Annotated in this window: 19 protein-coding genes; 10 read left to right on the forward strand and 9 right to left on the reverse strand. The window is 72.3% G+C overall.

Annotated elements, in window-relative coordinates:
- Positions 1-592: 592 nt before the first annotated feature.
- From WME76_RS45140 to WME76_RS45155, 4 genes are all read left to right on the forward strand, one after another.
- The gene (locus tag WME76_RS45140) at positions 593-2,356 is read left to right on the forward strand and encodes a sigma 54-interacting transcriptional regulator (RefSeq protein WP_437962401.1); all 1,764 of its coding nucleotides are present in this window, start codon (positions 593-595) and stop codon (positions 2,354-2,356) included.
- A complete protein-coding gene (locus tag WME76_RS45145) occupies positions 2,353-6,252 on the forward strand; it encodes an nSTAND1 domain-containing NTPase (protein ID WP_437962402.1) in 3,900 nt (1,299 codons plus the stop codon). Before WME76_RS45140 ends, WME76_RS45145 begins: the two co-directional genes overlap by 4 nt.
- A 312-nt stretch (positions 6,253-6,564) precedes the next feature.
- Positions 6,565-7,479 (forward strand): ADYC domain-containing protein, encoded by a 915-nt coding sequence (locus tag WME76_RS45150; RefSeq protein WP_437963022.1) that lies wholly within the window; start codon positions 6,565-6,567, stop codon positions 7,477-7,479.
- Positions 7,480-7,565: 86 nt separating this feature from the next.
- Positions 7,566-8,870 carry a trypsin-like serine protease gene (locus WME76_RS45155; protein ID WP_437962403.1) on the forward strand — a complete coding sequence of 435 codons (1,305 nt, stop codon included), beginning with the start codon at positions 7,566-7,568 and terminating at the stop codon, positions 8,868-8,870.
- A 183-nt stretch (positions 8,871-9,053) separates the two neighbouring features.
- Here the strand turns inward: WME76_RS45155 and WME76_RS45160 are convergent, their stop codons facing one another.
- Positions 9,054-9,929, reverse strand: coding sequence for an SDR family oxidoreductase (locus tag WME76_RS45160; protein WP_437962404.1), 876 nt, complete (start codon positions 9,927-9,929; stop codon positions 9,054-9,056).
- Positions 9,926-10,360, reverse strand: a complete 435-nt coding sequence (locus WME76_RS45165; protein ID WP_437962405.1) for a GNAT family N-acetyltransferase — start codon at positions 10,358-10,360, stop codon at positions 9,926-9,928. The genes WME76_RS45160 and WME76_RS45165 overlap by 4 nt, the downstream gene beginning before the upstream one ends.
- 173 nt (positions 10,361-10,533) lie before the next feature.
- On the opposite strand from WME76_RS45165, the gene WME76_RS45170 reads away from it, so the two are divergent.
- The 5 genes from WME76_RS45170 (at position 10,534) to ylqF (ending at position 17,004) form a co-directional block, all read left to right on the forward strand.
- Complete coding sequence (locus WME76_RS45170; protein ID WP_437962406.1) at positions 10,534-11,316, forward strand: endonuclease/exonuclease/phosphatase family protein; 783 nt, start codon at positions 10,534-10,536, stop codon at positions 11,314-11,316.
- Between the two features lie 274 nt (positions 11,317-11,590).
- A complete protein-coding gene (locus tag WME76_RS45175; protein WP_437962407.1) occupies positions 11,591-13,342 on the forward strand; it encodes a serine/threonine-protein kinase in 1,752 nt (583 codons plus the stop codon).
- 162 nt (positions 13,343-13,504) lie between these two features.
- Positions 13,505-15,202: a rhomboid family intramembrane serine protease gene (locus tag WME76_RS45180; RefSeq protein WP_437962408.1), complete on the forward strand. Its 1,698-nt coding sequence runs from the start codon at positions 13,505-13,507 to the stop codon at positions 15,200-15,202.
- A 156-nt stretch (positions 15,203-15,358) separates the two neighbouring features.
- Positions 15,359-16,069: a DsbA family oxidoreductase gene (locus tag WME76_RS45185; protein ID WP_437962409.1), complete on the forward strand. Its 711-nt coding sequence runs from the start codon at positions 15,359-15,361 to the stop codon at positions 16,067-16,069.
- A 35-nt stretch (positions 16,070-16,104) separates the two neighbouring features.
- Entirely contained in the window at positions 16,105-17,004 is a 900-nt protein-coding gene (gene ylqF, locus WME76_RS45190; RefSeq protein WP_437962410.1) for a ribosome biogenesis GTPase YlqF, read from the forward strand.
- A 58-nt stretch (positions 17,005-17,062) separates the two neighbouring features.
- Here ylqF and WME76_RS45195 read toward each other — a convergent pair whose 3' ends face one another.
- Positions 17,063-17,635, reverse strand: coding sequence for an NADPH-dependent FMN reductase (locus WME76_RS45195; RefSeq protein ID WP_437962411.1), 573 nt, complete (start codon positions 17,633-17,635; stop codon positions 17,063-17,065).
- Between the two features lie 468 nt (positions 17,636-18,103).
- Here WME76_RS45195 and WME76_RS45200 point away from each other — a divergent pair, with 468 nt between their 5' ends.
- The gene (locus WME76_RS45200; protein ID WP_437963023.1) at positions 18,104-19,027 is read left to right on the forward strand and encodes a DUF808 domain-containing protein; all 924 of its coding nucleotides are present in this window, start codon (positions 18,104-18,106) and stop codon (positions 19,025-19,027) included.
- Between the two features lie 26 nt (positions 19,028-19,053).
- Here WME76_RS45200 and WME76_RS45205 read toward each other — a convergent pair whose 3' ends face one another.
- The 6 genes from WME76_RS45205 to WME76_RS45230 form a co-directional block, all read right to left on the reverse strand.
- Positions 19,054-19,476, reverse strand: a complete 423-nt coding sequence (locus WME76_RS45205) for a DUF3037 domain-containing protein (protein ID WP_437962412.1) — start codon at positions 19,474-19,476, stop codon at positions 19,054-19,056.
- Positions 19,457-20,320 (reverse strand): HipA family kinase, encoded by an 864-nt coding sequence (locus tag WME76_RS45210; protein WP_437962413.1) that lies wholly within the window; start codon positions 20,318-20,320, stop codon positions 19,457-19,459. The genes WME76_RS45205 and WME76_RS45210 overlap by 20 nt, the downstream gene beginning before the upstream one ends.
- Before the next feature lie 380 nt (positions 20,321-20,700).
- Complete coding sequence (locus WME76_RS45215; RefSeq protein ID WP_437962414.1) at positions 20,701-21,807, reverse strand: hypothetical protein; 1,107 nt, start codon at positions 21,805-21,807, stop codon at positions 20,701-20,703.
- A 356-nt stretch (positions 21,808-22,163) separates the two neighbouring features.
- Complete coding sequence (locus WME76_RS45220) at positions 22,164-22,604, reverse strand: hypothetical protein (RefSeq protein WP_437962415.1); 441 nt, start codon at positions 22,602-22,604, stop codon at positions 22,164-22,166.
- A 331-nt stretch (positions 22,605-22,935) separates the two neighbouring features.
- Complete coding sequence (locus WME76_RS45225; RefSeq protein WP_437962416.1) at positions 22,936-23,418, reverse strand: hypothetical protein; 483 nt, start codon at positions 23,416-23,418, stop codon at positions 22,936-22,938.
- A gap of 198 nt (positions 23,419-23,616) precedes the next feature.
- Positions 23,617-24,816, reverse strand: coding sequence for an MFS transporter (locus WME76_RS45230; protein ID WP_437962417.1), 1,200 nt, complete (start codon positions 24,814-24,816; stop codon positions 23,617-23,619).
- Between the last annotated feature and the right edge of the window lie 37 nt (positions 24,817-24,853).

The raw sequence follows: 24,853 nt of genomic DNA on the forward strand, positions 1-24,853 counted from the left end.
GGCAGCGCGCGGCCGACGTTGGGCCCGCGCGGGCGAGACCGCCTTCCACTTGACAGAGCACCGGGCCGCTCTGACGACCTCCCGCAAGCTGCGGATCGGAGACTCCCCTCGTTACATGGATGGGCGGCGTATAGCCACGTAGCGGCCGTCCCCGCATACTGCCGATGCACGCGTCATCAAGCCGATAGAGCCCATCGAATCCGTCCTTTCTAGAATTCGGCATCACGGTCTCCACTTCATGAAGCGAGGGGCCGCCCGTACTACGTAGCTTGGCGGGACAGGACCCTGGCAGAGTTTGCCGGCCGGTTTGGCCGGGTCGGCAGAAACTGCCAGCTCGACAGGCGTTACCAGGCTGCCGCCCGAGGACCTCGAAGGGAGCGCTCGCGCGCGCGGCACGTTCCTCGAGCGCCACCCGCGTCACGCGGCCGCCGCCATGCGGCCGCGGCGTTCGCTCCCGCGAATGGCTTCGCCGATCCTCGGCTGGCGGCCGTCTCTCCGGTGCGGCGTGGCTGCCTTGAACGATCTTGCGCTTCACGACGCGCCATGATGGAGCACCGCCGTGAGCCAGCCATCCGAGAAACCCTCGAGTACGATGACCCTCGATCTTTCGGACCAAGTCGGAGGCGACAGCGCTGCCCGCTACCTCCTGGTCATCGACAGCGCATCATCGCGCCGGGTCGACCTGCCGCGGGATGGCAGCCTGATCGTGGGCCGCTCGCCGGAAGCGGACATTCGGATCGACGCGCGCGGCGTCTCTCGGCAGCACGCGCGGATCATCATCGCCAACGGCGAGGTCCAGGTCGCCGATCTGAACAGCCACAACGGAACGCTGGTCAATGGCGCCCGTCTTGCAGGCTCCCGCGTGCTGTGCTCCGGCGAGGTCGTCACGGTGGGTGATACCCTCCTCACGCTCTGGCGCGAGCCCCAGGTGGTCAGCCGCTCCGCTGTCGACTGGGGCCGGCTTCGCCAGCGGCTCGGCGAGGAGCTCGAGCGCGCCAGCGACTATGCGCGTCCCCTGGCCGTGCTGGCTGTATCGCTGAGCAACATCCCCCGTCGCGCAGTCGTCGAGGAAAAGGCCGCGGCGGCGCTCCGGCTCATGGACGTCTTCGCGTGGAATGGCGACACGGAGCTCGTCGCAATCCTACCCGAGCTCGGCGGCGAAGCGGCGCGCTCGGCGGCGCTCGATCTCCTCGAGGCGCTCGCGCCGGTAACGAACGAGGTGCGCGGCGGGCTCGCCGCCTATCCGATCGACGGGTGCGACGCCGACACGCTCCTCTGCGGCGCGCGCGCGGCCGCCGCGGTCGCCGGGGCCGGCGCGGTCGCCCTGGTGGCCGATACCGCGATAGAGCACATCATCGGGAGTTCCCGCGTCGTCCTCGCGGATCCCGCGATGATCCGCCTCTTCAAGCTCATCGGTGACCTCGCAAAGAGCGATCTGACCGTGCTGGTCCTCGGCGAGACGGGCGCTGGCAAGGAGAACGCCGCCGCCGCGCTCCACCACTGGTCCGCGCGGGCGCGGCGGCCGTTCGTCACGCTGAACTGCGCGGCCATCCCCGAGTCGCTCGTCGAGAGCGAGCTGTTCGGCCACGAACGAGGGGCGTTCTCCGACGCGAAGGCGCCCAAGCCCGGCCTGCTCGAGCGGGCCAACGGCGGCACGCTGTTCCTCGACGAAGTGGGCGAGCTCTCGCTCTTGGTGCAGGCCAAACTGCTGCGTGCCCTAGAGGCGCGTCGGTTCACGCGCGTCGGGGATGTGAAGGAGCGCGACGTCGATCTCCGCATCGTGGCCGCGACCAACCGCGACCTCGAGGCCGAGTGCGCTGCTGGCCGGTTCCGCAAGGACCTGCTCTTTCGCCTGAACACGTGCGTCGTCCATCTCCCGCCGCTCCGGCATCGCCCGCGCGAGATCCCCATCCTGGCCCGCTTGTTCCTCGAGCAGGCGTGCGCCCGAGCCGGGCGGCCCGCGCGCCAGCTCTCCGACGCCGCGCTGCGTACGCTCCTTGCTTACCCGTTTGAAGGGAACGTGCGCGAACTGAAGAACGCCATGGACTACGCGAGCGCCACCACGGCGACCGACAGTATCGAGCCCCAGGACCTGCCCGGGCGGATGACGGGGCGGGCGTCGGCCCCGCCGCCGATCTCCGGGAGCGCCGCGCCGTCCGCGGCCGCGCTCCCGCAGTTCCGGCCCCTCGCCGAGGAGATCAAGGACCTGGAGAGCCAGCGGATCCAGGAGGCGCTCGACGCGGCCGGCGGGGTGCAGACGCGCGCCGCGGCCCTCCTCGGCATGCCGATCCGGACCTTCTCTTCGAAGCTCAAGCAATACGGCATCGTTCCACGCAAGGTGAGGGGCCAGCCATGAAGCGACAACCGGGGGAGTGGTCGCTACCGGAAGCGTTCGAAGAATACCGGATCATCCGCCGCCTCGGACAGGGGGCGATGGGCCAAGTGTATCTCGCCGAGGATCAGCTGCTCAATCGCCTCGTGGCGATCAAGTTCATCGCAGCGGAGTCGCCCTCCGTGGACGCACGCGAGCGCTTCTTCGTGGAGGCGCGGGCCGTCGCCCGGCTGTCGCATCCCAACGTCGTCGCGGTTCATCGTGTCGGCGAGGTGCAGCGTCGACCGTTCCTGGTCTCCGAATACGTACGCGGGCAGAGTCTCAACGCGATCGCGAAGCCGGTGCCGTCTCGCCGCGCGCTGGAGATCGCGATCGACCTCGCGCGCGGGCTTGCGGCCGCGCACCGCCGGGGCGTACTCCATCGCGACATCAAGCCTGCCAACGCGGTCGTTTCCGAAGAGGGCACGGTGAAGGTGCTCGATTTCGGGCTGGCGGAGCTCTCGCCCGAGGACGATCCGAGTCGTGCGGAGGTGCCGGATCTGGGGGCGGAGGGCACCGTCGGGCGCCCCGGAGGCGAAGACGCCGACCCGGACGGCGTCGTGTCCACGGCGGACGAGAGCGCGTCGCCTCTACCCCCGCGTGTCCGCGACGTGGCCCTGGAGTCGACCGCCGACGTGCCGCTGGCGCAGGCGCTGGCGGCCACCGACGCGGCGCCACCGGGTAGCGGAGCGCGGACGGCGCCGCGCGCGGCCACGGGCCTCGTCACCCGCCGCCGGTGCATCGAAGGGACGCCGGGCTACATGGCCCCCGAGATCTGGCGCGGCGAGCCCGCGACGCCGCGCGCGGACGTCTATGCGCTGGGCGTCGTTGTCTACGAGCTCTGCACCGGCTCGCGGCCCCACAGCAACCCGGAGCTCCTCGCGCTCATGTGGGCGACGATCGAGAACGACGCGCCCCCGCTCGCGCAAGCCGCACCCGGCGTCGATCCCCGGCTCGCCGCGGTCGTGGATCGCTGCCTCGCCCGGGACGCAGCCCGGCGCTTCGCCGACGGCGACGCGCTCCGTGAGGCCCTCGAGCAGATCGCCGCCCCGGAGGCCGGCCCGGCGTCCCTCCCCGAGGGCAACCCGTACCGGGGCCTCCTCGCGTTCGAGGCCGCGCACCGGCGCCTGTTTTTCGGTCGCGGCGCCGAGGTCCTCGCCATCCTCGACCGGCTCCGCGCCGAGCCGTTCCTCCTCGTCGCCGGCGACTCGGGGATGGGCAAGTCGTCGCTCTGTCGCGCGGGCGTGCTGCCCGCGGTCGCCGACGGCGCGCTCGGGCCCCGTGTCGCGACCGCCACCGTGACCCCAGGCCGGCATCCGCTCGACAGCCTCGCCGCCGCGCTCCTGCCGCTGCTCGACGACGACGGTACGACGGACGAGGCCACGCTGGCGGCCCGCATCCGCGCCGAGCCGGGCGCGGTCGCGCGGGTGCTCCGGCGGCGTCACGGCGAGGTGCTGCTGTTCGTCGATCAGCTGGAGGAGCTCTGTACGTACGCGCCGCTCGGCGAGGCGGAGGCGACGGCCGAGGCGCTCGGCGCGCTCGCCGACGGGGCGTGCGGCCTGCGCATCCTGGCCGCCGCGCGCAGCGACTTCCTCACGCGGCTGTCCGCGCTGCCAGGGCTCAGCGACGCGATCTCGAGGGCGCTCTACCTGCTGCGCCCGCTCACCGCCGAGCGGCTGCGCGAGGCCGTGACCGGACCCGCTGCCGCCAAGGGGGTCTCGTTCGAGTCCGAGGCGGTCGTCGAGGCCCTGGTGCAGGCGGCGCTGCACGCCGAGGGCGGGCTGCCGCTGCTCCAGTTCGCGCTGGAGGAGCTCTGGGAGGCCCGCGACGCGGCGCGGAGGGTGATCCCGGCCTCGGCGCTCGACGCCATCGGCGGCGTGAGCGGAGCGCTCGCGCGGCACGCGGACGAGGTGCTCGCGCGCTTGCTGCCGCTGCAGCGCGCGGCCGCGCAGGCGATGCTGCTCGCGCTCGTCACGGCGGAGGGGGCGCGGGCCTGGCGCGCCGAGGCGGAGCTGCTCTCCGCCGCCAGCGCGTCGCCAGCGGCGGCAGCCGCGCTGTCAGCGCTCGTGCGCGGGCGGCTGCTCGTCGCCCGCCAGGCCGAGGGGGGTGCGGGGTCGGTCTACGGCATCGCGCACGAGGCGCTGATCACCGGCTGGGACACGCTGCGCGGGTGGATCGGCCGCGACATCGAGGGGCGCGCGCTGCGGCAGAAGCTCGAGCGGGCCGCCGCCGAATGGGAGCGCGCGGGGCGGGCCGCGGAAGCCCTCTGGGGTGAGCGGCTGCTCTCGGCGGCGTCCCGGATCGGGGAGGCCTCGCTCGCGGCGCGTGAGACGGCGTTTCTGGCGGCGTCGCGCCGCGCGGCTCGGCGGCGACGCGTCGGCCGCTGGGCGGCCGCGCTCGTCGTGCCGATCGTCATCGGGTTCACGTTCGGATGCATGCGGCTCACCGCGCACCGGGATCTCACGCGGCGCGTGGATGACGCGCGGCTCGCGCTGGAGCAGGCGCGCGCCGCCCGCGCGGAGCTCGATCGGTTGAGGCGCGACGCGTTCGCGCGCTTCGACGCGGGCCAGAGCGAGCTCGCAGAGCCGGCCTGGGATCAGGCGCGCCGGCGGGGCGCCACGGTGGAGCGAGCCTATGCGGAGGTCTCGGGGCGCCTCGAGCTCATCGTGCTCCAGGACGGCGATCGGCAGGATGCGCGCGAGATGTTCGTCGACGCGCTCTGCGAGCGCGCCGCGCTGGCCGATCAGGACGGGCGCGCCGCGGAGCGCGACGAGCTCGTGCGGCAGCTCAGGCTCCACGAGCGCCGGCAAGACGGCTGCTGGGACGCGTCTGCGCGGCTCTCGGTGGAGACGTCGCCGCCGGGCGCCGAGGTCTCGATGGAGCGGGTCGAGCTCGACGCCGCGCCGCGCGATGCCGAGCGGCTGGGGGTGACGCCGATCGTCGCTCGGCAGATCGCCCCCGGCTCGGTGATCTTCACCTTCTCGGCGCCTGGCCGGGCTCGGGTGCGGCTGCCGCTCATGCTCGGCCGCGGCGACGTGCAGCGGGTGGTCCTCGACCTGCCGGCCGAGACGGCCATCCCGCGCGGCTACGTCTACGTGCCGCCGGGACGCTTCCTGTACGGCAGCGTCGGCGAAGCGCGGAACTATTATCTCAGCCAGCCGCTGCACCCGGTCGAGACGGGCGCCTACCTCATCGCGCAGAACGAGACCACGTTCGCCGAGTGGATCGAGTTCCTGCGCGCCCTGCCGCCGGAGGAACGGCGAGAGCTGCTGCCAAGGGCGAGCGCGTCCGGGATGACCGTCGCGCTCGAGGAGCTGGCGGACGGTGACTTCCAGCTCACGTTCGGGCCGGAGGCGGCCCCAGTCGTCGCTCGGACAGGAGACCCGATCCGGTACCGGGGTCGCGACCGTCGGGGCGCCCAGGATTGGCTGCGCGTCCCCGTGCTTGGCGTCTCGTTCGACGATGCGCTCGCCTATTCCGCCTGGCTCGGCCGATCGGGCCGTGTCCCTGGCGCGCGCGTCTGTGACGAGCGGGAATGGGAGCGGGCGGCGCGCGGCGCCGATGGCCGCACGTTCCCCTGGGGCGAGCACCTGGATGCCGACGTGACGAACCACGAGCCGACCTACGGCCGCAACCTCCTCGGCTTCGGCCCCGACGAAGTTGGTATACGCCCTGCTTCCCGCAGTCCGCTCGGAGTCCACGATCTGGCTGGCAACGCCTGGGAGTGGGCTTCGTCCGCGGAGGGCGCAGGTGTACCTGTCGTGCGCGGCGGGAGCTTCTTCTCGCCTAGCAGCGACATCAGGGCGGAGAACCGCTCGCCTGATGTGCGGGCGCGCCGGGACGTGTTCGCCGGGGTCCGCGTCTGCGCCACGCCGCGGTAGCCATGACATGCGTGCTCGCCAGCACGCCGACAGAGGGGAGAGCACAACATGATCCATGGGGGCTTGATGTCTCGTTACCGAGCGCTGCAACTCAACTCGCGCTCTACCGGCGGCGGCGCTGTTCGCTCCCGTCCGGGGAAGGTGTGTACGCCGGCAATTCTCGCGTTGTCCGCGCTCTTGGTCTGCGCATCCGGGTGCGTTACGCCTTCCTCCTCGCCTCCCGACGAAACTGCGGAGGAGATTCCGTCGCCCGCGCCGCCGGAGCCTCCCGAGGTAATTTCGCCGCGATGGGAGGAATGCATCCCGTTGAACGTGCCGTTCGCCGAACTGCTCGGCAGGAAGCTGAACGGGACCAGGATCGCTGGCCATGTCTACTTTTCCCTGAGCTCGATTCACGACGCGCAGGATCGCCCGATCGAGGGCGTGCGGCTCGAGGGAGGCGCTCTCGTCCGCGACGCGGCCGCTCTGTCGCTCCAGGGCGGAGGGGATACGGATCTACAGGCCGAGCAATGGACAGACGTCAAGCTCCGCGGATTCTTCGACAACTGCACGCTGGACGACACGATGGATCTCCCAATTTTCGCGAGGATCGTCGATGCGAGGATCCACCCGGGCCTCCCCGGCGCGTCGGTGTATTATGTGGAGGTCCAGGATCCACGGCCGAGCGAGCCGGGCGCGGAGCCCGAATTTGTCCAGCTCTGCGAAGGCGAACCAGCCCTCGTGGTCCCGGGCAGCTGGGACGAGAAGGGGGTTCACAGGAACGAGAATGGCCTGTTCAGCTTTGCGTGCCCCAATACCGCCGCCGCAAAGTGCGTGGACCCGTGGAACTACCACCCGGGGTACGTCGACCAGAACCCGAACCTCCCCTCGCTGTACGATGCCTGCATAAGAATGACGATCGCCGACTACTGCGGAGATGGCGTTTCAGCGACCCGGGACAACACATGGATCGACGTCTGGGATAGCGAGAACATAGAGGCACCCGGCTCGCAGGAAGGACAGTACTTCGAAGCTGCCTGGACCTTGAAGGGCGCGGTCTGCATGCATCATCCGCGCTGGCCGGATCGCTTGAGACAAGAATGCCGTGACAGGATTCCGACGTGCAACTCTGCAGAGGAAGCCCAGAAGCTGGTGCGTCCTGGCACAGCACTCCTCTTCAACTCGTCGGCGTTGCGCCTCAGCGGGCGAAGTGATGTTCCGGAGGGGACCGCTCGCGCATGGGAATAGCGAGCTGGACGAGCAGCACGGGAGGAAGAATAGCGAACAGCGAGGGCCCAAGGGCCGCAGTTCACCAAAGCGAATGGAGAATGGCCATGGCCTCTCGACATAATTTCAAGGTGTACCAGACGCCCCTCGCCGCAGTCAGCTTGTTGGCGGCAGCCGTTGGCGGACCCACCGGGTGCTCGGGCGACGGGATGGAGCACGACGATTCGTCAGACCACCACGCTGAACCACCGCCGGCTGAACCATCAGCGAAGGAAAGCTCCGACTCCTCGGATAGGTCGGAGCGCGAGGACCCGGGAGACCAGGGCACCGCTACTGCGACTGGAGAGTGCGATTACAAGTGGATCCCTGAGCTGGGCAAGCCGGTTCGAGAGGACAACGAGGTGCTGTCCGCGGTGGGCATCCTCGAGCAGCAAGTAGGCAATGAGTTCAAGACGATCTGCACTGGCTCGCTTATCGGCACGAAGAAGGTACTCACCGCATGTCATTGCAAGAAAGCAATCATCGACACCGATAACACGGTCTGGTTCCGTCGTCGTTCCGACCGGCTCAAAGTTGGCAAGCAGGCAGCTTCCTGCGACCCGTCCAGTCGCGAAGGTGGGTTCAACGGCGTGGGCAGCGATGTCGCCATCCTGTACCTCGAGAAGGGCGCCAACGAGCCCGCTATTCCGCTCGAGGCTCGCACGCTCACCGAGGACGAGATCACGGAAGGCGAGTCCCTCACCGCCGTCGGCCACTTCTTCCAGAGGAACGGAAAGACCCCAAATGAACCTGACGGCCAGGTCGCCAGTCTCGCGCTTCGCGCTACTCGGGACCAGTTCCTTAAGAAAGCATTCAAGACACTGAAGAACTTCAACAACTGCCTCGCTGAATACTGGAAAGAAGACACAGCCACCGACTTACGCTTCGAAGAGGTAACATGGGAATTCAACAGGGATGGAATAGACTGGATCGACAATGAATTCAGCCCGGCGACAAATGGATCCGACGGAAATAACTCTACCACGGATGTGACACACACGACGGACAGCTACGGTATCTTCAACATGTCGCTGCTCGAGAACTATCAGGCGTGGTTCGACGGCGGCCTCGACGGCGCTCAACCTTGCAAGGGCGATTCGGGCGCCCCTCTCGTAAGGCGGACGGACGCAGGGTTCGCGGTGTACGGCGTCGTGTCTGGCAGCATCAATCTCGACGTCTCAGAGCCCAGGTGCGCCTTCGGCGCCGTCTACGCGATCTTCACCGAAGAGACCCTGACGTGGCTAAAGGGCTTGCGTGATCCCAGGGAATGGCCTGAGTTCGAGGCTGAGCGGACGACACCGCAGCCGGGCATCTGGACGGCGGCAGCCAACGCCCAAGTAGACCGCCCGCTCACGAGCGCCGGCGCGCCCTGAGCGTCGCGCTCACCGGGGCTCGGCTCCGGGCCACCGCCGCTGCGCATCGCGCGTTCGTCCGGTACACGCGCGGTGGCGCACGATGAAGTCTACCACGCCGAGCGTCCCTGATCCCGACCGCCTGAATCGCGCTGGTATGTCGGATTCTGACCAAGCTCCGCCGGGGTGCTTGCCCTATGCCGCCTACTTGCCGCCTCTCGCGCTCGCGACCTCCGCGAACCAGGCGCGCAGCGGGCGCGTCCCGCGCGCGGGAGCCACCGAGTCGGACGCCGTCACGGCCGCCACGAACTCCAGCAGATCCGACAGCCGCGGGTGGAACCCCGCGAGCAGCACGCTCGTCGCCCGGAACACCCCCGCCGGGACATGGACGATCTGCCCCTTCTTGCCCACGGCGTCGAACGCGAGCCGCATCACCTCGTCGCGGGTCATGACGTCGGGCCCGCCCACGGGCACCACGTCAGGGCCCCCAGCGAGCACCTCGGCGAGCGCCTCCGCGACGTCGACGGGGTGCGCCGGGTTGGTCCTCGCCAGGCCGTCGCCGACCACCACGCCGAGGCCGGCGCGGGCCATCGTGATCATGTCGCTCAGCGCGGTGTAGATGCCGGTGGGGCGCACGAACGAGAACGCGATGCCCGAGGCGCGAATCAGCTCCTCCATCTGGAGGTGCGCGGACAGATAACGGGTGTGGGCGTAGCCCGGGCCCGGGTGCGCCGAGAGGTAGACGAAGCGCCTTGTCCCCGCCCGCTTCGCGGCCTCGAGCAGGTGCGTGTTCGCCACCACGTCGACGTCGTGATAGCTCCTGCGCTCGCGCAGCGACATCGAGACATTCGCGCCGAGGCAGGAGACGAGGACATCGATGCCGTCGAGCGCGCCGGCGACGGCCCCCGGCTCCGCGGCGTCGGCGACGACGACCTCGGAGGCGAGGCCGCAGATACGCGCGGCGTTCGCCTCGGCGCGGGAGAGGGTGCGCACGAAGTGCCCCCGGGCGCGGAGCAGGCGCAGGAGCTCGAGGCCGACCGCGCCGGTGGCGCCGGCGAGGAGGATCCGCTGCACGGTCATCGATTCACCCGGACCATCCGCACGTGCGGTATGCCCGCCTCGTCGAAGATCGGCCCTTCCTCGATGAATCCGAGCTTGCGGTAAAACGGCGCGGCGGCGACCTGGGCGTCCAGGACCAGCGCGCGCGCGCCCTGCGCGGCCCCGATGCGGATCGCCTCCTCGAGCAGGCGCCGCCCGAGGCCGGCGCCGCGGAGGTCCTTCCGGACGGCGACGCGGCCCACCTTGAGCGCGTCCCCGTACGGCACGATCCGCATCGTCGCGACGACCTCCTCGCCCTCCAGGACCACGTAGTGCTGCGCGCCCTCGTCGAGCTCGTCGACCTCGATGTCCGCGGGCACGGCCTGCTCGACGACGAAGACCTCGCGGCGCAGGCGCAGCGCGCCGGCGTACAGCGGAGAGTCGCTGCGGATCGGGAGGATGTCGGTGCTCATCTCTTCGGCTCCCTTTACATCACGTACGTCCGACGTACGTCCTACAGCCCAGAGGCGGCCCCGCGCTCGGGCCGCGGGCGCTTCGTGCGCTGTGCGCTGTCACGAGCGCCGCGTCCACCGGATTCAGCAGGCCCTGGAGCCGCTCTACCACCACGAGCTAGCCTGATCCCGACATGAAGATCATGACCTTCAACATCCTCTTCGGCGGCGAGGACCGGTTCGACGCGATCCTCGCGATCGTCGCCGCCGCGCGCCCGGACCTGCTCGTCCTCCAGGAGTGCGTGGGCTGGGAGGACGGCGCCCGGCTCCGGGCCGTCGCGGAGGCGATCGGCGCGCCGGCGGGCGAGCGGCACGCGGTGCTCGGCCGCGCCAACCCGCGGCCGAACGGCCGGCGCAACCACGTCGTCGTTGTCAGCCGGGCGCCGCTCGCGCAGGCGCGCGTGCACGCGCCCGAGACGCTCGCCCACTGCCTCGTCGAGGTCGAGCTCTCGCTCGCCGGCGAGCCGCTCGTGGTGCTCGGCACCCACCTCAACGCCGGCAGCGAGGACCGCAGGATCAGCGAGGCCCGCTGGCTGCTCTCCCTCGTGCCGCCCGCCCGGTTCGCCGCGGGCCTCTGGGCGCTCGTCGGCGACCTCAACGCGCTGTCGCGGCGCGACCCCTACCCCGCCGACCTCGACGCGCGCCTCGCGACCGCCGGCATCGAGAAATACGGCAGCCCGCCGCGATTCGACACGATGGACACCCTCGAGGCGTTCGGCTGGACCGACGCCCTGCTCCTCCGGCCGAGCTCCCCGCGCTGGGCCACCGCGCTGCGCGGGCGCGCCGGCGCGCAGGTGGAGACGCGGACCGACTATGTGCTGCTCTCACCGCGGCTGTCCGGGCGGCTCTCGATGGCCGACGTCATCGACGTGGGCGCCGCGTCCGATCACCACGCCGTCGTCGCCGATCTCGCCTGAGCCCACGCGACGCGCCGGCGCGCCCGCGGGTCGCGCCGCGCGCCGCCCACGCCCCTCTGCCCCCCTCGGACGTCCCCCGGAGCAACAGCGAAGCACGCTTCGAGCAATAGCCATGCATCGTTGCGGCGAGGTCGAATCATGGCGACCCCACTGTAACAATACACCTCACTCGGCGTGATGTTCCTCTCAAGCGGCGACCGATGGCGCTGCATCGCCCACATCGCCGCGTGACGCGCGCGGAGAGCTCCGCTACGCGATCTCTTCGGCCTGCGCCATGGACTCACCTTACGGCCTGCACGCTGGCAGCATCATCGGCGGCGATTTCGAGGTCGTGCGTCCGCTCGGCTCGGGCGGGATGGGCAGCGTCTATCTCTGCCGCCAGCGCAGCACCGCGCGCCAGCGCGCCGTGAAGGTCATGCACCCGATGCGCGCCGGCGACCCCGAGCAGCGCCGCCGCTTCGAGCAAGAGGCGCTGGCCCCAGGGCTCATCGGGTCGCCGCACATCGTCGACGTGCTCATCGCCGGGGTCGACCCGGCGTCGAGCCTGCCCTACCTCGCGATGGAGCTCCTCCACGGCGAGACCCTCTCGGCCTGCGTCGCGCGGAGAGGCCCGCTCCCGATCGCCGAGGCGCGCCGCGTCCTCGATCAGCTCGGGCGCGCCCTGGAGGCCGCGCACAACGCGGGCATCGTCCACCGCGATCTCAAGCCCGAGAACGTCTTCCTCGAAGACGCCGGCGACGGCGCCCCGCCGCGGGTCAAGCTCCTCGATTTCGGCATCGCCAAGATCATCGACCAGGCGCGCGACTCCATGACGGGCGCCGTCGGCACGCCCCTCTGGATGGCCCCCGAGCAGGCGGGCATGAGCCCCGCGGCGCTCCCCCAGAGCGACGTCTGGGCCTATGGGCTCCTCGCGTTCTTCGTCCTCACGGGCGAGGTCTTCTGGGAAGGCCGCGGGCTACCGGCGCTGCTCCGGGAGATCGTGCTCGACCCCATCCCCGCCGCGAGCCGGCGCGCAGCTGACCTCGGGCTCCCGCCGCTCCTCGCGGGGTTCGACGCGTGGTTCGCCCGCTGCGTCGCGCGCGACCCGTTCGCCCGGTTCACCAGCGCGTCCACGATGTGGCCCGCCCTCGAGCGCCTCCTCGACACCGCCGCGCTCGCGCCCCCGGCCGGGCCGCCCGCGCCCGGCGCCGCGGAGGCGCGCCGCCGCAGCGGGCCCCCGCAACCGGGAGCCTCCTTCGGCGGCACGGGCGCGGAGCAGACGCCGCCGCCGAGCCACGCCCACAGCAAGACCGTCACGGTCTCGTGCTTTCAGGGCGACGACGATCGCGCGGCGGCGGACGCTGCCCCCCTCGCCGGCGCGGCGGCGGGCGCTCACCCCCTCGACGGCGCGGGCCGACCGGCGGCGCAGGACGACACCCGCGCTGTAGACAGGCGGCCCGGGGATCCGGAGCGCGCGCGGCCGGAGTCCGCCTACCCAGCGCCCCCCGCGAGCGCGGCGCTGTACCGCGGCCAGGGCAACAGCGGGGCGACGGAGCCGATCCTCCACGCGGTGGATGACGATCACTGCGTGGCCACGTGGAAGGGCGTCCTCTTCCAGATCTGGCACCGGCACACGACGCCGGCGGCGGTGCGCGGCGTCCGCAGCGTCCTGCGCGAGCACGGGGGCGGGCTGCAGGCGACGCTGGTCATCCTCGAGGAGAACATGATCCCGGTCGGAAAGGAGGCCCGGCTCTCGCTGGCCGAGCTCTCCAGGGAGCTCGCGGCCCACGGGATGTACGCGGCGCTGGTGTTCGAGGGCCACGGCTTCAAGGCGTCGCTCGTGCGCAACGTGGCCATCGAGTTCATCCTGCTGAGCCGCTCGCGGCTGCGCTACGAGGTCTTCAGCACCGTGAACGATGCCGTCGCCTGGATGATGCGCAACAGCCCGAAGCGCGACTGGCTCCGGGAGCTGCCAGGCGTCACGGAGGCGCTCCGCCGCGCGACGGCGCCGGACGCGACGCAGGCGGTCTCCGCGTCCTCGCGCTGAGATCGAGGGCCCCGAGGCGTCCGGCGCGCCGCGCCGGGCGCGCTTCGCGATCCTGCCCGCGCGGCCTTTCGGCTAGGCTCGCGGCGCGACCGCCGCAGGGCCGCGCGCGCGGCGCGGCCGCCCGCTGCAGGAGGAGACGACAGCTTGGTGGAGCTTCCGCACATGGAACGTGGGCCCGGGGACGAGACGCCGGATCGGCACGGCCGCCTGCTCGCCGCGCTGGTCGGGCGGGGCGACCTCGTGCTCCTCGGCTGCGACGCGGGCGTCTCGGAGCTCGTCGGGCGCGCGGCGCCCCTCCGGATCGTGCTCGTCACGGCGGCGGACGGCGCCTCGGCCGATCAGATCCGCGCCCGGATCGAGCCCCTGGTGAAGGCGACGCGCCCCGGGGGGCCGCCGACGCACTTCGTCGTGGTGGGCGGCGACGCCGCCGCGGGCCGGGCCGCGCTCGCCAGGGCGGCGCCGCTCATCCAGCCCGTGCGGATGGGCTTCCACCACGTCGACGCCGCGGGCGCGCTCGCGCGCGTCAAGGGGCAGGCCCTGCCGGCCCTCGAGGAGGCCTGCGCGCGCCTCGCCGAGGTGGGCCCGCTCGGCCCCGAGGCGCTCGACCGGGCGCTCGCCGAAGGGCGGGCGCTCGCGCAGCAGGAGCGCGCGATCGTCGACCGCCTGACCGGCACCCGCCGCGTCACCGTGGCCATCATGATCGCGTGCGCCGCGCTCCTCGCCGTGAGCTACGCCTTCGGCCCCGGCACGCACGAGCTGGCGCTGTGGCGCATGGGCGCGAACAGCGGTGAGGCGGTGCGCCGCGGGGAGGTCTACCGGCTCCTCGCCTCGGCCTTCCTGCACGCGGACGTGGTGCACCTCCTCGTCAACATGGTGGCGCTCTGGTCGCTCGGCCCGATGCTCGAGGCGCTCCTCGGCCCGCGGCGCTTCCTCCTGCTCTACGGGGCCTCGGCGCTCGGCGGGTCGATCGCGAGCGCGAGCGCCAGCGCGTTCGCGGAGGGCCGGTGGGGCGTGGGCGCCTCGGGCGCGATCTGGGGCCTCATGACGGCCGGCATCGGCATCGCGCTCCGGCCCCACGGGCTCCTGCCCCCCGCGATGATCGCGCAGATGCGCAGCCGCGCCTGGTGGCCGCTCGGGCTCAACCTCGTGTACAGCCTCCAGCCCGGCATCGACCTGCTCGCGCACCTCGGCGGCGGCGTCGTCGGCTTCGCGCTCGTCGTCACGGTCCTGCCCCGGGGCCTCACGCCGGTCGAGCAGCGCGCGCCCCGCGAACGTCCCACCGACGCCGAGCCGAGGCCGCGACCCCTCCTCACGGCCGCGGCCGCCCTCATGGGCGCGGCGATGGCGCTGTCCGTGGTGGCGGCGCTCGCCGCCGGCCGCCCCTGGGAGCTCGGCGCGCCGCCGGCGCTGGAGCGCACCGCGATCGCGGACATCGGCGTCGCGCTGGACCTGCCGGAGACGCTCGCGAGGACCACGTCCGTGGACGAGGTGGACGGCCTCCGCCTCCACAGCTACGGGCGGTTGCCCGAGACGCCGATGATGTTCCAGCTCGCCGTGCTCCCGCGCCCGGACGGGATGACGCCCGATCAGATCGACGCGCACCTCGAGCAGGGGCGCAAGGCGCTCGACGAGGAGCCGACGGAGGCCGCCGTCACGAAGGGCCGGGCGACACGCCTCACGCTGGGCGGAAGGCCGGCGCTGAGCGTCCGGCACAAGCACGAGAACGGGGTAGAGCTGGTGACCTACGTCGTCGCGCTCGAGGACCGGGACGTGCTCCTCAAGGCCTACGTGGCGGCGGATCGGCCGGCGTCCTGGGCCGGTATCGAGGACAGGGTGGCAGCGACGCTCGCGCCGCGATGAGGCGCGGCAGGGCGCGGCCGGCATCGCAGGCGAACGACGGGCGGAGACCTGACCCGTGGAACAGCTGAATTCGCGCTCTCGCCGGGTGCGCTCATCGGGTCAGCAGGCGCCGAACGCGCCTGGCCGGGGGCGCCGCGGCGACCTACCATGGCCGCCATGCAGGAGCTCCGTATCGAGGTCTGGTCCGACATCGCGTGCCCGTGGTGCTACGTGGGCAAGCGCCGGCTCGAGGCCGCGCTCGCCAGGTTCGCGCACCGGGATGCGGTCGAGGTCGTCTGGCGCGCGTTCGAGCTGGAGCCCGCGGCGAAGCGCGTCCTCGACGCCGAGGTCTCCTATGCCGAGCGGCTCGCCAGGAAGTACGGCACCTCGGTCGCCAGGGCCGAGGGCATGATCCGGCAGATGACCGAGGTGGCCGCGGCGGACGGGCTCGAGTTTCATTTCGAGAAGGTCCGGCCCGGCAACACCTTCGACGCGCACCGCGTGCTGCACCTCGCGGCCGAGCGCGGCGTGCAGGACGCCGTGAAGGAGCGGCTGCTCCGGGCGTACATGACCGAGGGCGAGGCCATCGGCGACCCGGAGGTGCTCGCGCGCCTCGCCGGCGAGGCGGGGCTCGACCCGGCCGAGGTCCGCGCGTCGCTCGCGAGCGACGCCTTCGCGCGCGAGGTGCGGGCCGACGAGGCCGAGGCGCGCGCGATCGGCGTCACGGGCGTCCCCTTCTTCGCGGTCGGCGGGCGGTACGGCGTCTCCGGCGCGCAGCCGGCGGAGGCCCTCCTCGGCGTGCTCCAGCGGGCGTGGGACGAGGCGGCCGCCGGGCCCGAGCAGGCGCTCGCCGAGGGCGCGGCCTGCGGACCGGACGGGTGCGCCTGAGCCTCGGCGCGTGGTAGAGCTGCGACAGGCGATCGATGTCGATTCAATGGTATCCAGGCCACATGACCAAGGCTCGGCGCGCGATCGCCGAGTCGATGCCGTCGCAGGACGTCATCATCGAGGTGCTCGACGCCCGCATGCCGCGGGCCAGCGAGAACCCCGTCGTGGCCGAGCTGCGCGGCCAGAAGCCGTGCATCAAGGTGCTGAACAAGAGCGATCTCGCGGACCCGGCCGTCACGAAGGCGTGGCTCCGTCACCTCGAGGCGGAGCACCCGGCGCCGTCCGGGGGCGCGCCCGCCGGCGGCCAGGTGCTCGCGATCGCGATCTCCGCCAACCAGTCGTCCGAGGCCCGGCGCCGGATCCCGGAGCTCTGCAAGCGCCTCGCGCCCCCCAAGAACGGCCCTGGCAAGGTGGTGCGGGCCATGATCGTGGGGATCCCGAACGTCGGTAAATCGACGCTGATCAACACGCTCATGGAGCGCAAGGTGGCCAAGGTCGGCGACGAGCCCGCGGTCACGAAGAGCCAGCAGCTCGTCACCCTGAAGAGCGGCATGGCCATCTCCGACAACCCGGGGATCCTCTGGCCCAAGATCGACGACGAGGCGGCCTCGTTCCGCCTGGCCGTGGGCGGGGCGATCCCCGATACGGCGATCGATTACCAGAGCGTCGCCCACTTCGCGGCGGGGTACTTCCTGCGGCGCTATCCGGAGCTCCTCGCCGCCCGCTACAAGCTGACGGATCTCCCGACCACGGCCGCCGCGCTGATCGAGGAGATCGGCCGCCGCCGCGGCTGCCTGCGCAGCGGCGGCTCGGTGGATCTGCACAAGGCGTCGGACATCCTGGTCCACGACTTCCGCGCCGGCCGGCTCGGGCGCATCAGCCTGGAAGAGCCGCCGGGGCTGGAAGAGCCGTCGGGCATCGAGGAGAGCGCCTGAGCGGCGCCGCGCGGGCGCGGTCGGTCCAGCCGGTCTCCCGGCGGCGGCGCCTCCGTCGCTACGCCGCCCGCTCGGACGCGGCGCGCTTCGCGTCGACGATCGCGCGGGCGAACCACAGGTAATCGTCCAGGAACCTCGTGGTCGACTTCTCGATCTGCTCGCCCTTCACCTGGAGCGACTCGTCGAACGCGTCATGCACCTCCGGGACGAGCAGCTTGATGGGCAGCGGGAAGGCCCCCAGGCTCAGGATCACGTGCTGGAGCTGGGTCGACGCGTTGATGCCCCCCAGCTTCCCGGCCGAGACCGCGGCCACGCCGATCGGCTTCTTGTCGAACTCCTCCCAGAAGTAGTCCAGGGCGTTCTTCAGCACGCCGGAGAAGCTCCCGTGGTACTCCGGCGTCACGAACACCAGCCCATCTGCCTCGTGGAGCCGCGCGCTCAGGCCCTGGACCCTCGCCTGGAGCTGCGGGTGACGGCCGGCGCGCTCGTCCAGGATCGGCAGCGGGCTCTCGGCCAGATCGATCAGGTCCGTGGCGACGCTCCTCTTTTGCAGCTCCCTCTCCAGGTGACGCGCGACCTTGTGCGACTGCCTTCCGCTCCTCGTGCTGCCGAGCAATATGCCTATCCTCATGTGGCCTCCTTCGACCTCCTGATGCGATCAAGGTAAGCCGGGGTGTCCATTCTGTCGGATCACGCGCCAACCCATTGGACAGTGTCCAATCGGCCGTCAGGGCGCGCGCGGGCGGGCCGCGTCGCCCGGCCCACGCCGACGACGCCGCAGGCCGCGGTCGTCGGGCCGTCGCCCGCAGCCGGCCGGCCGCGGGCATCCCCGATCCGGAGCGAGAGAGAGCGCCGCGCGGCGCGCGCCATGTGATCGCGCGCCGCGCGCCATGTGATCGCGCGCCGCGCGCCATGCGATCGCGCGCCAACGCGGCGACGCCCCCGCCGAGCCGTGCGTGCTAGCCTCGACGGTCGACGTGAACGTCCAGGATCTTCGACCCGGCGACGGCCGGCGCCCGCTACCATGCGGGCCGCGGCGGCCGCCAGGGGCGACGCCGCGACGCCATCCACCCCATCCCTTCGACGAGGACCTCACTCCATGGCCGGAAGCAGCCTGCTCGCCCTGATCGACGATATCGCCACCGTGCTGGACGACGTGGCCGTGCTGACCAAGGTGGCCGCCAAGAAGACCGCCGGCGTTCTGGGCGACGACCTGGCGCTGAACGCCCAGCAGGTGACCGGCGTCACCGCCGACCGCGAGCTGCCGGTCGTGCTGGCCGTGGCCAAGGGCTCGCTGATCAACAAGGCCATCCTGGTCCCGGCGGCGCTGGCGATCAGCGCCGTCGTGCCTGTGGCCATCACCCCCCTGCTGATGCTCGGCGGCGCCTTCCTCTGTTACGAGGGGTTCGAGAAGATCGCCCACAAGCTGCTGCACACCGAGCACGAGGACGAGGCCCGCCGCGCCGAGCTGGTGCAGGCGATCACCGATCCGAAGATCGATCTCGTGGAGTTCGAGAGGGACAAGATCAAGGGCGCGGTGCGCACCGACTTCATCCTGTCGGCCGAGATCATCGCGATCACGCTGGGCACCGTGGCGGCCTCGCCGTTCGGCACGCAGGTCGCCGTGCTGACCGGCATCGCCCTGATCATGACCTTCGGCGTCTACGGGCTGGTCGCCGGCATCGTCAAGCTCGACGACGCCGGCCTCTACCTGAGCCGCCAGAGCAACCCGGGGCAGCAGTCGCTCGGCCGCGGCATCCTGAAGACGGCGCCCTGGCTGATGAAGGCCCTGTCGGTCGCCGGCACGGCGGCGATGTTCCTCGTCGGCGGCGGCATCCTCACGCACGGCGTGCCGGTGCTGCACCACCACATCGAGGGCATGACCGAGGGCGCCGGCCCCGTGCTCGGCGCGATGGTGCCGTCGCTGGCCGACGCCGTGGTCGGCGTCGTGGCCGGCGCGGTGCTGCTGGGGGTCGTGACCGCGGTGAAGAAGGCGCTGGGCCGCGACAAGGACGACCACTGAGCGCGGCCGCCGCTCAGCCGGGCCGCTCAGTCCGGCAGCACCAGCGCCGCGAGCAGCCTGTCGAGCGCCGCGGCCGGGTCGGCGCAGAGGCCGGCGTGGACGCGCGAGGGCTGGACGATGGTGCTGGCCGGGGAGACCACCCAGCCGAAGCGCTCGGCCTGGGGGAGGCCGGCGACGTAGCCGCACGCCGCGTCGCCCGCGCAGACGCGGCGGACGAAGTCGAGGTGGCCGCGGACCGCCTCGAGGTCGAGGGCGGGCCACAGGGCGAGCAGGCGCCGCTCGTCGAGCTCGGTCCGCGCCTCGAGGAACCCCCGCGCGCGGCAGAAGAGGACCACCCCGACGTTGACGCGCTCGCCGCGCTCCACGCGCGGGACGACGCGCAGCACGGCGTAGTCGAAGGCGTCGGCGGCGCCGCGCGCGCGCGGAGGGCTAGCGCCGGGTGCGGGCATCGAGCGCCTCCTCGACGAAGCCCCGCGGCGACGCGAGGCGGTGGGTGAGGTACGCGGCGTACTTCGCGCGCCGCGCCTCGGCGCTCGGCGCGGCGGAGGGCGGCGGCGCCTCGCCCTCATCGAGGCCGTGAAACGCCGAAGCCCGCTCGCTGATCGGCCGGGTCGGCGGCTCCGGCTCGACCAGCCACGCGTCCGGGATCGCGGCGACGATCGCCGCGATCCGCTCGGGCGTGAGCCGGGCGCCGAGGGCGGCGTCGACCGCGGCGATGTCGCGGGCGAACGGGAGCAGCACGTGGCTCTTGATGAGGGGGAACCGATCGGGCGCGTCGGCGAGCGGGTCGGTCGCGTCGGTCCAGGCGTGGTGGACATAGAGCGCCGCGCCGTGGTCGATGAGCCAGAGGCGGCGGTGCCACAGGAGCAGGTTCGGGTTCTTGGGCGTCCTGTCGACGTTGCTCACGAGGGCGTCGAACCAGACGACGGCCGACGCGAGCGCCGGGTCGAGCTCGGCGCCGGCGAGCGGCTGGAACGCGGACGACCCGGGCAGGTAGTCGAGCGCGAGGTTCAGGCCGGCGCTCGCCGAGAGCAGGTGAGAGAGCTCCGGGTCCGGCTCGGCGCGCCCGAACTCCGGGTCGAGCTCCATGAAGACGATCTCCGGCACGGGCAGGCCGAGCGCGCGCCCGATCTCCCCGGCGACGAGCTCCGCGATGAGCGCCTTCGGCCCCTGGCCGGCGCCGCGGAACTTCACGACATAGAGCCCTTCGTCGTCCGCCTCGACGATCGCCGGGAGTGAGCCGCCCTCACGGAGCGGCGTGACGTAGCGGGTCGTGTGGACAGTTCGGATCATGCGGACCTTGACTGGCTGCGCGAGGCGGTTCCGACCGAGTTCTACATCAAGACAGGCCTCGTCATCATGGATGGCGGCCCCCCCGGCGCTCGCCATCGCCGCCGCGCAGGGGGGCCGTCTGGTCGGGACGCTGATCGTCGCCTGTCTCCTGTTCGGAGGGCTCCTGTTCGCGCCGCCCCCGATCCGGTAGGCGCCGACGCGCGCCGGTCCGGCGGATCGCAAGGCGACGCCGCGGCCAGCACCGAGAGCAGGCGCGCAGTCACATCAGGTGAAACTGGGGAAGTGGATCGCGCTGGAACGCGCCCGAGAGGATCGTGAAGGCGGGCCGGGCGCTCGCCCCGCGCAGCAGCGCGAGGGCGAGCGCCGCGGGCCGTCCTGGTTCACTCGCCGAGGTAATCCACCCTGGATCCCGGCACGGTCATGTAGTCACCGAGCAGCAATCCCTGCAGGTCGCTCGTGAACTCGAACGGACCGACCACATGAACCACCTCGCCGCTCGCGCCACCGGCGCCGCCCTCGCCGCTCGTGCCGCCGGCGCCACCGGCGCCGCCGACGCCCGTCGTGCTGCTGGCGCCGCCCTCGCCGGTCGTGCCACCGGCGCCGCCTTCGCCGGCCGTGCCGCCGGCGCCGCCAGCGCCCGCCGTGCTGCTTGCGCCGCCCTCGCCGCTCGTGCCGCCGGCGCCGCCGGCGCCCGCCGTGCTGCTTGCGCCGCCCTCACCGGTCGTGCTGCTTGCGCCGCCCTCGCCGGTCGTGCCGCCGGCGCCGCCCTCGCCGGTCGTGCCGCCGGCGCCGCCCTCACCGCTCGTGCCGCCGGAGCGCGTGACGGTGATCGAGTCGATGTAGACCACGGTCGGGTTGGCCCAGGGCCCCTCGGTGCCTGCATCGACCTTGAGGCCGATGCGCCTCACCGCGGCCTTGTCGAACGTCGCGTTCGCCGCAGCGGCTTCATCGACGTCGATGGTGAGCTCCGTCCACTCGCCGAGGTCGCTGAAGTTCGTCCACGCCCAGGGGACGCCCGCCCAGTTCTGCGCACCGCCGTTCTGCACGTACGTCTGCACGCCACCGCCGGTGGCGGCGTGAGCCTTGATGCGGAACGTGACGATCGCGCCGGTCAGGTCGATGAGGTCCGGATAGTCGAACTGGAACAGCGTCCCGGTGCTGGCCGCGGTGAGGGGCACGGCCAGTCGGGCGCAACCCGAGCAGCTCTCCTCGGGGCCGGGACCGATGTCCGGCGCGCCGCCCGCGCCACCGCCGCCCTCGGCCGCGCCGCCCGCGCCACCGCCGCCTTCGGCCACACCCCCCTCACCGCCTTCGCCGCCCTCGCCGCCGGACCCCGAGCTGGCCGAGCTGCTGGAGCTCGTCGAGCTCGCCGACGTGCTGGAGCTGGAGGAGGTGCTCCCGCCGGCCCCGCCGGCGCCGCCGGCCCCGCCGCCGTCGTCATCGCCGCAACCCGCCATGGCGAACGCGCCGAACAGCAATCCACACATCGCCAAAGAAAGACCTGATCTCATCGCACCCTCTCTCTAATCTGTCTCACGCGGGCCGCGCGGCTGAGATCGCCGTTCGCTGTGTCTGCTCTCGCCGTACCCGAGCTCGCTCTGAACCCGCCGCGCGTGCGCGACGTTATCCCGAAGCCGGAATTTTCTCAACGGCGCAGGTGGATGTTTCCGAACCGGGAAGGGGCGCTCCGCGCGCCGGGCGATCATCGATCGTCGGCCTCTTCGCGAGCGCGGAAGGTGCGCCGGAACACCGGCGCAGAACGACAGGTCAGGAGTCCGGCCTCGAGGGCGGCGCGGCGCGGCGCGGCTCGCAGATCGACCGGCGCCGCGCGGACGAGCGGCGCTCAGGCCTGCTCGACGTTCTGCAGCGGACCGCCGGCCGGGCCGAACCCGGCGTCGACCGCCCCCGCGGCGCCCGCGACCGGCGCGGAGAAGGCGCCGCGCTCCGCGGCGGGCTGGCCGGGCGGCGCCGCGCCGATGTCCCCGCCGACCACGCCGATCTCCTCGTCGAGCGCCGCGTCCCGCTGCGCCTCCCGCTGCCGATCGCGCGAGACGACGACCTCGGCGACCGTCCCGACGAGCGTGCCGATCACCGAGCCGGCGACGACCCCGGGCGGGCCGGCGATCGCGCCCACCGCCGCGCCCGCCGCGGCCCCCGCGAGGGCCCCCGCGGCGGCCTTGGCCAGGCCGGAGGCGTGCGGGGGGACGCCCGCGGGCAGCGGCTCATCGCGCCAGCGGCGCGCCTGATGGTCGTTCTCGAAAGGTTCAAACGCGGTGTCGTGCATGGCAATCACCCTCGCAGAGCCCGAAGCCTCCCGCCTCGCAGGGGCGGCTCGCGGCTGTTCCGTCGTGTCCGTGGTCTGGGTCCTATCGAGTCAAAGCACGCAGCGTGCCGGCTCCACCTCACCGGGAATCGCGCGCCGCGCCGCGCTTCCTGCGCCCATTGCGCCGCCGCGGCGCGCACGCGTGGCGCATTTCGCCTCAGGCGAGCGATCGCTCGACAGGCTGCTCCGGCGCGGTCCCTCGCGGCGCGCCCCCTGCGCCGCGAGCGCCGCGGAGAACGCGCCGACCGGCGCGCGGCGCAGCGCCCCCCGGGCCTCGGTCGCGCTCCCGAGCTCAGCGGCCGCCGGACGACGGGGCCGCGGTGGGGTCGAGCAGCATCATGGCGATCGCGATGACGTAGAACGACAGGCCCACCAGCAGGAACGCGATGGCGACGCGGTAGATCGTGGTCTTGCGGTCCCGGTACGCGAGCGAGACGAGGAGCCATTCGCGCGTGTCGCCGCCCGGCTGCTGGGTGAGCCAGCGGATATGCTGCACGCCCCAGACGATCAGCGTGGCGGCGAGCAGCACGATCGCGACCCCGGCGATGATCAGCCCCTGCGCGGCGCGGCTGGTGCCGGCGATGAGGCGGCCCGAGAAGCCGGTCGTGGTGATGACGATGCCGCAAAGGCCGATCAGCACCTGGGCACGGTTATGGAGGACGGCGAACTGCCGCTCCAGGATGCCGTGCATGGCGTCCCAGGACTGGCCGACGAGCTCGAGGATCCGGTCCGCCTCTTCCTCTCGCGCAACCTTCTCTCGCGCAACCTTCTTCATCGCGGACGCCGTAGCACTCCGCCCCGCGGCGGGCGATGCGGTCGCGCCGGCGGCCGACGCACGTGGTCCCCGGCGCGGCGCAGCGCGATGAGCCAGGGAGGTTGTCCAAGCGGCCCAGGAGATGAGGCGCCTGATGGACCGGCAGATGTCGAGATCAGCCTGAGGCGCGGCCGGTCTCCTGGCGTGGAGCGGCGCCGGTCATGCGCTGTTCACCGGGCATGACGGCGGCGCCGCGCGGGCGCGGAACAGGGCGAGCGCGACGAGCGTGAGCGCCACCATGAGCGCGCCCGCGACCCACAGCACGGGGCGGTGCCCGTAACGGTCGACGCCCATGCCCACGACGGGGCCGAGCAGCACGAAGGCGATGCGGAACAGGAAGCTGCGCAGCGAGACGCAGCTCGCGCGATCGTCGTCGGGCGCGAGCCGCTGCTCCTCGTGGTGGAGCAGCGGCATGTGCAGCCCGCGCACGAACGTGAGCAGGAAATAGAACGCGAACCCGAGCGCGTGATGGGAGAGCGCGAGGCCGAGGTACCCGGCCGCCACCAGGGCGAGGCACGCGAGCAGCGTCCCCGTCATGCCGAGGCGGCGGCCCGCGCGCTCGCTCACCATGGCGCCCAGCGCGGTGGTGAAGCTCGCGACGGCCCACATGGGGCCGATCCACGCGACCTCGGCGCCGGCCTCGGTCGCGTACAGCGCCATGAGCCACGTCGGCAGGTACGCCGCGAGCGCGAACGCCACGCCGAGCAGCATCACCGCGCGCAGGTCGGCGCGCCTGACGAGCGAATCGCGCACGATCGCGCGCATGCGGCCGAGGTGGTCCTCGACCCGCGGCTGCGCGCGCCGGGTCTCGCCGAACCGCAGGGCGATGCCGAGCGCGACCGCCCAGCACACGAGCTCCATCACGAACGGCAGGCGGGACCAGCGCGCGTAGAGGAAGCCCGCGAGCAGCGCGGCGGCCCCCGAGGAGATCTGCGCCGCGGAGCGCATGCGGCCGTACCAGCGGGCGAACTCGTGCTCCCTGCCCTCCTCGCGCAGCGAGTCGTAGAGCAGGGCGGCGTCCGCCCCCGAGATGAGGGAGAACCCCACGCCGAGCACGAGCTCCGCCGCCAGCACCGACCACAGCCCGCGCGCGAGCGCGTAGAGCAGCCACCCGATCACGATGGCGCCGCTGCCGAGCACGAGCGCGCGGCGATGGCCGAGGCGATCGGCGATGTAGCCGGAGGGGAACTCGAAGAGCGCGATGCTCAGGCTGAAGAACGCCTGAACGCTCATCATCGTCGCCACGCTCATCCCGATGTCCCTGGTCCAGAACAGCGGGAAGATCGCCGTCGGGAACATCGCCGAATGCACGCCGTAGTAGGCGCAGATGAGCCAGGGGTTCTGCTTGGCCGAGGACATGACGAGGGCGCGCGAGTCTACGCGATCCCGGGTCCAC

This window comes from Sorangium sp. So ce119 (assembly GCF_051524405.1).
Lineage (GTDB): Bacteria > Myxococcota_A > Polyangia > Polyangiales > Polyangiaceae > Sorangium > Sorangium cellulosum_G.

What these genes read in the sequence shown, in the direction of transcription:
- WME76_RS45140 (WP_437962401.1), top strand. Translation starts at nt 593, where the DNA reads ATGACCCTCGATCTTTCGGACCAAGTCGGAGGCGACAGCGCTGCCCGC.
- WME76_RS45145 (WP_437962402.1), top strand. Translation starts at nt 2,353, where the DNA reads ATGAAGCGACAACCGGGGGAGTGGTCGCTACCGGAAGCGTTCGAAGAA.
- WME76_RS45155 (WP_437962403.1), top strand. Translation starts at nt 7,566, where the DNA reads ATGGCCTCTCGACATAATTTCAAGGTGTACCAGACGCCCCTCGCCGCA.
- WME76_RS45160 (WP_437962404.1), bottom strand. Translation starts at nt 9,929, where the DNA reads ATGACCGTGCAGCGGATCCTCCTCGCCGGCGCCACCGGCGCGGTCGGC.
- WME76_RS45165 (WP_437962405.1), bottom strand. Translation starts at nt 10,360, where the DNA reads ATGAGCACCGACATCCTCCCGATCCGCAGCGACTCTCCGCTGTACGCC.
- WME76_RS45170 (WP_437962406.1), top strand. Translation starts at nt 10,534, where the DNA reads ATGAAGATCATGACCTTCAACATCCTCTTCGGCGGCGAGGACCGGTTC.
- WME76_RS45175 (WP_437962407.1), top strand. Translation starts at nt 11,591, where the DNA reads ATGGACTCACCTTACGGCCTGCACGCTGGCAGCATCATCGGCGGCGAT.
- WME76_RS45180 (WP_437962408.1), top strand. Translation starts at nt 13,505, where the DNA reads ATGGAACGTGGGCCCGGGGACGAGACGCCGGATCGGCACGGCCGCCTG.
- WME76_RS45185 (WP_437962409.1), top strand. Translation starts at nt 15,359, where the DNA reads ATGCAGGAGCTCCGTATCGAGGTCTGGTCCGACATCGCGTGCCCGTGG.
- ylqF (WP_437962410.1), top strand. Translation starts at nt 16,105, where the DNA reads ATGTCGATTCAATGGTATCCAGGCCACATGACCAAGGCTCGGCGCGCG.
- WME76_RS45195 (WP_437962411.1), bottom strand. Translation starts at nt 17,635, where the DNA reads ATGAGGATAGGCATATTGCTCGGCAGCACGAGGAGCGGAAGGCAGTCG.
- WME76_RS45200 (WP_437963023.1), top strand. Translation starts at nt 18,104, where the DNA reads ATGGCCGGAAGCAGCCTGCTCGCCCTGATCGACGATATCGCCACCGTG.
- WME76_RS45205 (WP_437962412.1), bottom strand. Translation starts at nt 19,476, where the DNA reads ATGCCCGCACCCGGCGCTAGCCCTCCGCGCGCGCGCGGCGCCGCCGAC.
- WME76_RS45210 (WP_437962413.1), bottom strand. Translation starts at nt 20,320, where the DNA reads ATGATCCGAACTGTCCACACGACCCGCTACGTCACGCCGCTCCGTGAG.
- WME76_RS45215 (WP_437962414.1), bottom strand. Translation starts at nt 21,807, where the DNA reads ATGTGTGGATTGCTGTTCGGCGCGTTCGCCATGGCGGGTTGCGGCGAT.
- WME76_RS45220 (WP_437962415.1), bottom strand. Translation starts at nt 22,604, where the DNA reads ATGCACGACACCGCGTTTGAACCTTTCGAGAACGACCATCAGGCGCGC.
- WME76_RS45225 (WP_437962416.1), bottom strand. Translation starts at nt 23,418, where the DNA reads ATGAAGAAGGTTGCGCGAGAGAAGGTTGCGCGAGAGGAAGAGGCGGAC.
- WME76_RS45230 (WP_437962417.1), bottom strand. Translation starts at nt 24,816, where the DNA reads ATGTCCTCGGCCAAGCAGAACCCCTGGCTCATCTGCGCCTACTACGGC.